This window comes from Mesorhizobium sp. M0058 (assembly GCF_040323095.1).
GTDB lineage: Bacteria > Pseudomonadota > Alphaproteobacteria > Rhizobiales > Rhizobiaceae > Mesorhizobium.
Map to the genome: position 1 here is coordinate 21,006 of NZ_JAMYUQ010000032.1, position 9,924 is coordinate 30,929.

Below are 9,924 nucleotides of genomic sequence, written 5' to 3' on the forward strand. Positions count from 1 at the left end.
ACCGTCCCCGTCGCCCCTAGATCCGGAGGCCCGGCATGTGCTCGAGCTCGGCAGCCAGGCCGGCGCGCCGCCGTTCGAAACGGGAACGCCTGAGCAGGCGCGCCGCGCCTACAATGAAGGCTTCCCGACCCTGCAAGGCGAGCGCGAGCTGGTCGCGTCGATCAGCGAGCGCATCATTGCAGGACCCGGCGGTCCGCTGAGGCTCAGGATCTATCGCGGGCAGGGCGCGCCTTCGGCAGGCGCTCCGGCGCTGCTTTATCTCCATGGCGGCGGCTGGGTAATCGGCAATCTCGACTCGCATGACGAGATCTGCCGCTGGTTCGCCAACGAGGCAGGCGCTGTCGTCGTTTCCGTCGACTACCGGCTGGCGCCGGAACACAAATTCCCGGCGGCAATAGAGGATTGCCGAGCGGCACTTGCCTTCATGCAAAGCGCCGCGGACGAACTCGGCATCGACGCTGCCCGCATCGCGGTTGCCGGCGACAGCGCCGGCGGCAATCTCGCCACGGTGCTCGGCCTGCTCACGCGGGGGGACAAAAATCCGCCGGCAGCGCAGCTTCTGTTTTATCCCAACACCGATGCCGGGCAGACGGCCGACAGCTATCGCCGCTTCGCCGCAGGCTTTGGCCTGACCGCCTCGAGCATGGCCTGGTTCCGCGACCATTATATCCGCAATGCCGCCGACATCGGCGACTGGCGTACCTCACCGCTGAAGGCGGAAAGCCTCGCCGGTGCGCCGCCCACCTTCATCGCCATCGCCGGTCACGACATCCTCGCCGACGAAGGCGAGGCCTATGCCAGGCGTCTGCAGCAGGCCGGCGTGCCGGTCGTGCTGGAACACTGGCCCGGTCAGATCCACGGCTTCGTCTCGATGGGCCGTCACGGCCCGGCAGCGAGACAGGCGGTTGCCGCCGCCATTGCCGCGTGGCGAAGCTTCGATCCTGCCTTTGGAAAGGCTCAAGCGGACTGACGCATCACCAGGGCGGCGTCGAGGCTGACCTTCGGCGCGACGTTTGCCGTATCCTCGTTGAGCAAAGCGAGCAGTGTCTCGACGCTGCGCCCCGCCATGGCGGCAAAATCCTGCGCGATGGTGGTCAGTGCGGGGCAGGTGTAGCGGCTCAGCGGATGGTCGTCATGGGCGGCGATACGCAGGTCGCAATCGGCCTTGCGGCCGATCTTCAGCCCTTTCGCGAAGGCTGCCGCCATCACGCCGAAGGCCAGGCGGTCATTCGCACACAGTATGGTCTTGCCGGGCAGACCCCCGGTCTTGCCGGGCAGACCTCTGGTCTTGCCCGGCAGGCCGCTGGCCCCGAGCATCTGTTCCATCTGCTCGTAGCCGATGCGCTCGAAATCCCATGTGTAGTCTCGGGTGTTGCCGATAACCACCGGCTCCTGGCCAAGCTGACGCATCGCGGCGACGTAACTGTTCAGGCGCTCCGGCGAATTGTGATTGACATGCGGGATGTCGAAATAGATCGGGGCGTCGCCGGAGCGGCAGAGATAGTCGACGATGGTCGAGACGCTCTGGGCATTGTTGTTGCCGACAAAGGGCGTGCCGCCTTCAAGATAGGTGTCGAAATAGACGACCGGCATTGTCTGGGTCAGCTTCTCCAGCGTGCGCCGGTCCGAACGCAAGCCGAGCGGCGCGATCAGCGCGCCCGAAACTTTCAGCGACAGGATGGTACGTGTCGCCTCCATTTCGAGCTCGGTTGAGCCATGCGAGGAGATGACGATCGGCCAGTAGCCCTCGTCGCGCAGCCTGAGCTCGATGCGGCTGACCATTTCGGAATAGAAGGGATCGGTGACCGTCGGTACGACAATGCCGATGGCGCGGGTGCGCTTGCGGTTGAGGTTGCGGGCAAACAGATTGGGCTGGTAGTCGGACGACCGCAACGCCTCTTCGATGCGCTTGCGCGTTGCCGGCTTGACGCTGGTCGGATCGTCGAAATATTTCGACAGCGTCGGCCTGGAGACGCCGCAGGAGCGGGCGAAATCCTCCATCGTCTTGTGCGTCATCGGCATTCAATCCTCGTCTGGCACGCGCCAGAACCTCGGTCATCCCTTGACGCTGCCCACGGTCCTGCAGCCGGCGCGTCCGCCACGCAACGGCAGACGAAATTTACAGGAAACGTCAGTGGGTTCAACGCGCAATGACAGGTTATACCGTGCGTAAATTTGTTCAATTGACGCGAAAATTGTCGCGCATCAAAGTCTCGGTCACAAAGAGCGCTGAAAAGTCCAGGCACCATGACACAACAGATCGATCGGCTTCTTTCCCAGCTATATCGTCGGCTCGATGCCGCCGCGATTGTGATCGGCGATGCTATCGATCCGCGCTATGGCGACGACCTCTCCGGCAAGGGCGGCGGCCAGCCCGAACTGGTCTTGCGTCCGCGCAACGCCGCCGACGTCGCCGAAATCCTGCGCCTATGCAGTGGTATCGGCCAGAAGCTGGTCGTCCATGGCGGCCGCACCGGGCTGGCCGGCGGCGCGCGCGTGCAGCCGGGCGAAGCGGTGCTGTCGCTGGAGCGCATGACCGCGGTCGAAGCGCCCGACCGCGCCGCGGCAACCATCATCGCGGAAGCCGGCGCGCCGCTGCAAATGGTGCAGGAAGCGGCCGATGCGTCCGGCCTGATGTTCGGCGTCGATATCGGCGCGCGCGGCACGGCGACGGTCGGCGGCAACATCGCCACCAATGCTGGCGGCATTCGCGTGCTGCGCTACGGCATGTACCGCGCCCAGGTTCTGGGGCTGGAGGCCGTGCTTGCCGACGGCTCGATCCTGACTTCGTTGTGTGGCCTGGCCAAGGACAATTCGGGATACGATCTCAACCAGCTTTTCATTGGCAGCGAAGGCACGCTGGGCGTGGTTACTCGCGCCTGCCTGCGGCTGCATCCCAAGCCCGCCACCGAGGTTGCCGCCTTTTGCGCCCTTGGCTCGCTGGAGGCGGCCATTGCGCTGCTCGACCTGCTCAAGCAGCGGCTCGGGCCCTTGCTTTCGGCCTATGAGGTAAACTTCTCGCCGCTCTACGGCGCCATGATTGCCGGCATGGCCGCGCCGGCGCCGCTGCCTGTCGGCGCGCCCGTCTATGTGCTGGCCGAGATCCAGGGCAGCCAGGCCGAGCTGGACGGCGAGCGTTTCGCTTCGGTGCTGATGCAGGCGGTCGAGGACGGCATCGTCGACGACGTGGTCGTCTCGCAGTCGCCACGCGAATTCCGTGCGCTATGGGATGTGCGCGAAGAGGCCAACCGCTTCCTGTTTGCGATCGAGGGCATGATCGGCGTCGACATCAGCATCCCGTTGGCGACCATGGCGGGTTTCCTGCGCAACGCCGAAGCCGCGATCCACGCCGTCGACAGCCGCGCCGAGATCTACGTCTTCGGCCATCTCGGCGACGGCAATCTGCACTATCAGGTCGACACCACGGAACCGGCGGCCGCCTATGAGATCATCTATCGCGGCGTGGCGGCATGCGGTGGCGCCGTCTCGGCCGAGCACGGCATCGGCCTCGACAAGAAGAAATGGCTGAACCTCGTGCGCAGCGACGCCGAAATATCAGCCATGCGCCGGCTGAAGGTGGCGTTCGATCCGCACAACATTCTCAACCCAGGGCGGATTTTCGATATCATTTGATCGCCAGGAGAATCTAGCTTGCAACTGGCGAGAGCAGCGCGTGTAAGTCGACCGTTCTCATCTGCTCGACGCCGTCCAGAGTCATATTTCCCGCGACATAGACGATGATTGCCAGACCGAGCCAGCCGATCCAGCGATACCTGGCAAGCAGCGCCGCCACCAGCGTCGAGGCGACCGCCATCAGAACCACCGACAGGATGAGACCGAACACCAGCGCATTCATGTCGTGGGCGGCGGCGCCCGCCACGGCCAGCACATTGTCCAGCGACATCGAGACATCGGCGACGACGATCTGCAGGATCGCGGTGCGCAGCGCCTTGGCCGGCCGCGCCGTCGCAAGTGCTACGGCTTCAGTGTCGACGTCCTCGCCGTCGCCGGCCGAGCGCAACTCCTGGAACATGTTCCAGCACACCCAGAACAAAAGCATGCCGCCGACCAGCATGATCCCCGGAATTTCCAGCAGTTGCACCGCGATCACCGCAAAGACGACGCGGATCACCGCCGCCGCGGCAATGCCGGCGATGATCGCCTTCTGCCGCAACGCCTTGGCGAGGCCTGCGGCCGCCATGCCGATCACCACGACATTGTCGCCAGACAGCACAAGGTTGATGGTGATGACTTCCAGATAAGCGGCGACAGTCGTCTGGTCGAAACTCATAGAGCGGTCTCCCCGGAAGGCTCCGGCTGGTTGCGGCGGATCGGACCGATGTCTGCGCAAACGCGAAGACAGCTGATTTGAGTGCAGCCCGGCATTGAAACAAGACGCCAGCGCGGCCAATCGGTCCTCATCCACGGAATTCATCGCCGGGTCGTGATTTCCGACCAGAAATGCCCGTCCCAGAATGCCCATCATGGAAGGGAAGACAAAAGCGTTCCGCTTGCCTATCAATATTGCCGACCAAAGGAGAGACGAGCATGAGCAAGACGGCACTGATTTTCTGGGGCGGATGGGAAGGCCACACGCCGGCTCGCAGCGCCGCTGTCGTCAGCGAGATATTGACCGGGCATGGCTTCGAGGTGCGGACAGAAGAGGGCACATCGGCGCTTGCCGATCCGCAGCTCCCGGCCATCGATCTGATCGTGCCGGTGATCACCATGTCGACGATCGATAAACCGGAGCTGCAAAACCTCGCCGCCGCCGTCAGCGGCGGGACCGGCCTTGCCGGCTTCCACGGCACCATCGGCGACAGTTTTCGCAACGAGCCGAACTATCAGTTCATGACCGGCGGCCAATGGGTCGCGCACCCCGGCGACATCATCGACTACCGTGTCGACATCATCAGCGACGATCCGATCGTCAGGGGTATCGAGGGTTTCGCCTACCATTCCGAGCAGTATTACATGCATGTCGACCCGAGCAACGAGGTGCTGGCGACGACGACGTTCAGCGGTGAGCATCTCGACTTCATCGACGGCGTCGTCATGCCCGTGGTCTGGAAGCGCCGCTACGGCAAGGGCCGCGTCTTCTTCAGCGCGCTCGGCCACACCGCGGATGAGTTTTCCGTCCCGCAAATGCGCACCATCTTCGAGCGTGGGGTGCTGTGGGCCAGCAGAGCGGCCTGACTATTTTTCCCGCATTGCCCGGCGGAAGTTCTGCGTGATCGGCTCGGCGAGGTACGCAAGCACGGTGCGAGCACCCGTCCGGATCATCGCCTCGCTCGACATGCCGGGCAGCAGCTTGCGGCCTTCCAGCTTGGCGAGCTCGCTTTTGTCGATCAACACGGTCGCGGCGAAATACGGTGCCCCGCTGCGCTCGTCCACCATGCGGTCGGCCGACACGATCTCCACGACGCCATCGAGCGGCGGCAGGTTGTAGCGTGCGAAGGCCGGGAAGCTGACGCGCGCGGGCTGACCGGCGGTGATCGTCTCGACATCCTCTGGTTTGACCATGGCCTCGACCACGAGTTGTTGCCCGAGCGGTACGACTGTCATCAACGTCTCGCCGGGTTTCACGACACCGCCCGCGGTGTGGACCTTCAGATCCATGACGATGCCGTCAACCGGTGCGACGACATCGGTGCGGGTAAGCACGTCCCTGGCGGCGCGCTCCCCCTGTCTGAGGTCAAACAACTCCGCCTCGACCTTGGTCAACTCATCGACGGCCTCATTCAGCCGTACAGTGCCGAGGTTCAGGATTTGCATGTCGATCTCGGCCATGGCGCTTCTGGCACGAGCGATTGCGGCGATGTTGGTGGCGCGCTCGCCCTCGAGCTCCTGCTGTTGTCGTCTGAGCAACAGGTTCCGCTCGCGGGTGGTCAGCCCCTTTTTGAGTAGCCTCTCGAGGTCTTTGGTTTCCCCCTCGATCGCCTCGATCTGCTTGTCCTTGGTGACGATAAGCTGCTCCAGTCCCGTTATCTCTTCCTCGGTCTGCTGACGGCGCTGGCTGAGAATTTCCCGTTCGTCCTTCAGATTGTGGTGCTTCGCCGCGAACACGTCGCGCTGCGCGGCCACCGCGTCCCTTACGGCGGCGGCGGGGTTTGCAAGCAACGCCGGATCAAACGCAATCTCGGCCTTGTCGTCACGCTCGGCCCTCAGACGCGCGGCCAGCGCCTCTCGCGTGGCTATCCGGTTCTGGATCAGGTCAAGCTGCGCCTTTGCCTGTGTATCGTCGAGCCGGACGAGAACCTTGCCGGCCGTGACGATATCACCGTTGGCGGCGTTCAGTTCCGCGATGATGCCGCCCTCGAGGTGCTGGATGAGCTTGCGATCGCCGGCGACCTTGACAACGCCCGGCGCCACGGCGGCGCTGTCCAATGGCGCCAGCGCCGCCCAACCCCCGGCGACGCCGAAGAACAGGACCATGATCGCGAAACCGGTAGACGTCACGCCCGCAAGACGCAAGGGTACCGGTTCCAGCAGGGAGGGTGGTGGGAGGGGTAACGGCACGACGTTCATATCGGTTCTCGTTTTCATGCCTGGTTCGCCACGACAGTCGTGCCCAACGTACGCTTTGGAGAGGGACTTGCACCATTGCTGACGCCGATCACGGTGGTGGAGATCTCTGGCGCCGGGGCCGCCGGTATTTGATTGACCTGGCGGATGCGCGCGGCGAGTTCGTTGAAGACACGGTCGCGCGAACCGTAGAGATCTTGCTGGCCCCGGTTGAGAACCAATATCTTGTCAACTTTCTCCATGATGTTTGGTCGGTGCGCGATCAGGATAACGGTCGCGCCCGCCGCCTTGACCGCGCCAAGGGCTGCGATCAATGCGTCCTCACCGTCGCGGTCGAGGTTGGAATTGGGCTCGTCCAGGATAATGAGCGGCGGGTCGCCGTAGAGTGCCCGCGCCAGCCCGATGCGTTGGCGCTGCCCGCCTGACAGCACCGCGCCGGATTCGCCAATCTCGGTGGCATAACCCTTCGGCAGCCCCTTGATCAGTTCGTGAACGCCCGCCAACTGCGCGGCCTTGACCACGTTGTTGAAGACCGCCGGGTTGAGTGTCGCGAAGCGGCAGATGTTTTCGGAGACGGTGCCGGCGAAGAGTTCGATGTCCTGCGGCAGGTAACCGACATGGTGACCACGGTCCTCCGCTGCCCATTGTGCAACATCCATGCCGTCCAGCAAGGCACGCCCCCCGGATGGACGCCAGGCACCGGCCAGTATTCGCGCCAAACTTGTCTTGCCGGCCCCGCTCGGGCCGATCAACGCCATTGCTTCACCGGGCTTGAGCTGGAAGCTGATCCCTTTCAGGATAGGCTCGCCACCCTGGCGGCCAAGCACAAGGTTCTCGGCCTCGAACCTGCCTTTCGGCCGTGGCAGCGGCAGAACCGCTGTGACCTCCAGATGCTGTCCAGCGACTGCGGTGAGACGCCGGTAAGCGGCACGCGCTCCCACCGTCGCCTTCCATGTGCCGATCGCTTGCTCGACCGGGGACAATGCGCGCCCCATCAGGATCGAGGCGGCGATCATGATGCCAGGTGAAGCCTCGTTGCGAAGGACCAGATAGGCGCCAAGACCCAGTATCGCCATCTGCAGGGCCTGCCGGTGACAACGCGCGATGGCCGCGATGACGCCGCCACGATTGGCGGCAAGAACCTGTCCCTTGTTTGCCTCGTCCTGCTGCGCCTTCCAGCCCTCCATCAGTGGCTTCAACATGCCCATCGCCTGGACGACCTCGGCGTTGCGGATTGCCGCCTCAGCCTGCACGTATGCCTGCGACTGTGCGCTTGCGGCCTCGGTCAACGGCCTGCGTGTGATGTATTCGTTGAGCAACGCCAACGCGAACAGGACGATCCCGCCGCCCAGCGCCAACCAGCCAAGCCAGGGGTGCATGAAGAATATGGCGGCGAAAAACAGCGGTGCCCAAGGCGCGTCGAGGATCGGGAAGATGCTCGGGCTGGTGAAGAAATTGCGCACCTGATCCAGGTCGCGCAACGGACGGGCGTTGGCCTGACCGGGCGCCGAGGCGGCATATTCGACCGATGCCGTCAGGAGAACTGGTCCCAACCGCGCGTTCATCCACGATCCGACGGTAGCCAGAAGACGGCCGCGGACCACTTCCAGCCCCGCCATTGTCGCGAGTGCCGCCGCCGCCATCAGCGACAGCATCACCAACGTCTCCAGGCTGTGGCTGGACAACACGCGGTGATAGACCTGAAGCATATAAAACGCCCCGGTCAGCATCAGCACGTTGATGCCGCCGCTGAACCAGATAAGCGGCCGGATGGCGCGTCTGGCCTCTTTCATCACCACCTGCAGGGCAGGGCGCGGTTGTTTGGTTTTCTTCATTGAAACGACGTCCCCCATGCAACTGATCGCGGATGCTGATACGGGGGCGGCGCTGGCCGCCCCCGTCGGTCAGCTGTCAGGCGACGTCGACAAGTATGTGCTGCATGTCTGTCATATCCCCGTCCGCGTCCGCCACCTGGAAGGCGAAGTCGAGACTGGCTGATGGCGTCTCGGTCACGGTCGTGCTGAAGGCGATGTCCACGATCTTCAGCACGTCGTTGTCGGTGCCGTCGAAGTTCACCAGGCTGCTGGTCGCATTACTCCCGCCGGTCGCGCCGGTCGCCCTGTTCAGGTCTATCGCCGTGCCGTTGCCGGTGATCCCGTTACCCGACTGCATGATCTGGACACCTTGCAGCAAGTACTCTTCGCCGGCTGCGTTGTAGTCGTTCTGCTCGATGATCACGAGGCCGTCATTGTTGTCGAGCGTGAACTCTGAATTGTAGGGGGACGGGACCTGACCCATCTTGTAGATATCGCCGTTCGACACGTACATAGCCCGCGTGATCGAGGTGTCGTCCGCGGTGCCGAAGATGTTGTCGGCACCGTTGTCGGCCAGGTTGAGGATCAGCATCAGGTCCTCGCTGTTGCCGATGCCGTCGAACTTGATGGCCATGCTGCCGGCGAAGGCCGAGGTCTGCGGCGTTTGCAGCACCTCGGCTGCGATACCGACGTTGTTGTCGAAGAACCGCAACGTGAGCAGTTCGCCCTTCTGGATCGTGTCACCGGCCACACCGTTGGTGGTCTGCGTCGCAGACACCCAATCCTCGTGGTTGTTGGTGACCAGATCGCCGGGGTTCCACGCTTTGTCAGCGGGTGTCGCGTTCGGGCCGTCACTGTCGCCGGTCGTGTTAAGACCGAACCCGGTCTTGTTGGTGACCGAGTTCGCCGTGAACTGCACGAAGAAGTCTTCGTCAGCCGCCGTGTTCGGGTCATCCGCCTGCAACTTTTCCAATACGATCTGCGGGTGGCCTGTGTTGCCCGTGGGCTGCTTGGACAAGAGCTCACTGGTGTGGACAAGGTCGAAGCTGAAGCCTTCGAGCGGGTCGGTCAGGGTGATCGTATAAGTGTCCAAAACCTTGTCGAAGACGAGGGTGCCGCCCGCCGTGCCTGTCTGGACGTTATCCGCAGGGTCCTTGTCGTAGGTGAAGCTGAAGTTGAACGTCGCGGAGGTGTCGGTCTCCGTCGCGAGCGTAACGTTCGGCGTCAGGATACTACCACCGCCGCCGCCGGTGATCGTGCCGGTGAGCCCGATCTGGGTCCCCAACAGACCACCATCGGTATCGACAAAGTCGCTGATGCCCGCCAAATACTCTGCGGCCGTGTGCTTGTCCGTCATATCGTACCCGAAGTTCCCGCTGGCCGTCTGGCCTGCCGCGTTGCCCAGATGCTCGGGGGTTTGGATGCCCGCAGTAATGGGATCAGCGTCGAACGGTTTCGTGATCGTTGGGTCGGTGTCGTTGAAGGTCAGCGATAGCCCACCCGAGCTCGTGCTTTGCTGCGAGACGACGTCGGCATCGCCGTCCGTCACCGTCACCGTCGCCACCACGTTGATCAGGCCGTTGAG

7 protein-coding genes and 1 pseudogene are annotated in these 9,924 nt (G+C 63.6%); 3 read left to right on the forward strand and 5 right to left on the reverse strand.

Features of this window, described 5'->3' with window-relative positions:
• The first annotated feature begins 37 nt into the window (after window positions 1-37).
• Entirely contained in the window at window positions 38-970 is a 933-nt protein-coding gene (locus NKJ75_RS31665; RefSeq protein WP_023834884.1) for an alpha/beta hydrolase, read from the forward strand.
• Here NKJ75_RS31665 and NKJ75_RS31670 read toward each other — a convergent pair.
• Window positions 958-2,022 (reverse strand): LacI family DNA-binding transcriptional regulator, encoded by a 1,065-nt coding sequence (locus NKJ75_RS31670; protein ID WP_023834883.1) that lies wholly within the window; start codon window positions 2,020-2,022, stop codon window positions 958-960. The two genes, NKJ75_RS31665 and NKJ75_RS31670, sit on opposite strands and share 13 nt — an antisense overlap.
• A 225-nt stretch (window positions 2,023-2,247) precedes the next feature.
• Between NKJ75_RS31670 and NKJ75_RS31675 the strand changes: the two genes are divergently transcribed.
• Window positions 2,248-3,633, forward strand: a complete 1,386-nt coding sequence (locus NKJ75_RS31675) for an FAD-binding oxidoreductase (RefSeq protein WP_023834882.1) — start codon at window positions 2,248-2,250, stop codon at window positions 3,631-3,633.
• A 13-nt stretch (window positions 3,634-3,646) separates the two neighbouring features.
• On the opposite strand, the gene NKJ75_RS31680 is transcribed toward NKJ75_RS31675, so the two are convergent.
• Entirely contained in the window at window positions 3,647-4,291 is a 645-nt protein-coding gene (locus NKJ75_RS31680) for a YjbE family putative metal transport protein (RefSeq protein ID WP_023667912.1), read from the reverse strand.
• Window positions 4,292-4,548: 257 nt separating this feature from the next.
• On the opposite strand from NKJ75_RS31680, the gene NKJ75_RS31685 reads away from it, so the two are divergent.
• Entirely contained in the window at window positions 4,549-5,196 is a 648-nt protein-coding gene (locus tag NKJ75_RS31685) for a ThuA domain-containing protein (RefSeq protein ID WP_023834881.1), read from the forward strand.
• Here NKJ75_RS31685 and NKJ75_RS31690 read toward each other — a convergent pair whose 3' ends face one another.
• From NKJ75_RS31690 to NKJ75_RS31700, 3 genes and pseudogenes are all read right to left on the reverse strand, one after another.
• Window positions 5,197-6,528, reverse strand: a complete 1,332-nt coding sequence (locus tag NKJ75_RS31690; RefSeq protein WP_245265815.1) for an HlyD family type I secretion periplasmic adaptor subunit — start codon at window positions 6,526-6,528, stop codon at window positions 5,197-5,199.
• Window positions 6,529-6,542: 14 nt separating this feature from the next.
• A complete protein-coding gene (locus NKJ75_RS31695; RefSeq protein WP_023745602.1) occupies window positions 6,543-8,360 on the reverse strand; it encodes a type I secretion system permease/ATPase in 1,818 nt (605 codons plus the stop codon).
• A 76-nt stretch (window positions 8,361-8,436) separates the two neighbouring features.
• A pseudogene (locus NKJ75_RS31700) lies at window positions 8,437-9,924 on the reverse strand (DUF5801 repeats-in-toxin domain-containing protein); the annotation flags it as partial.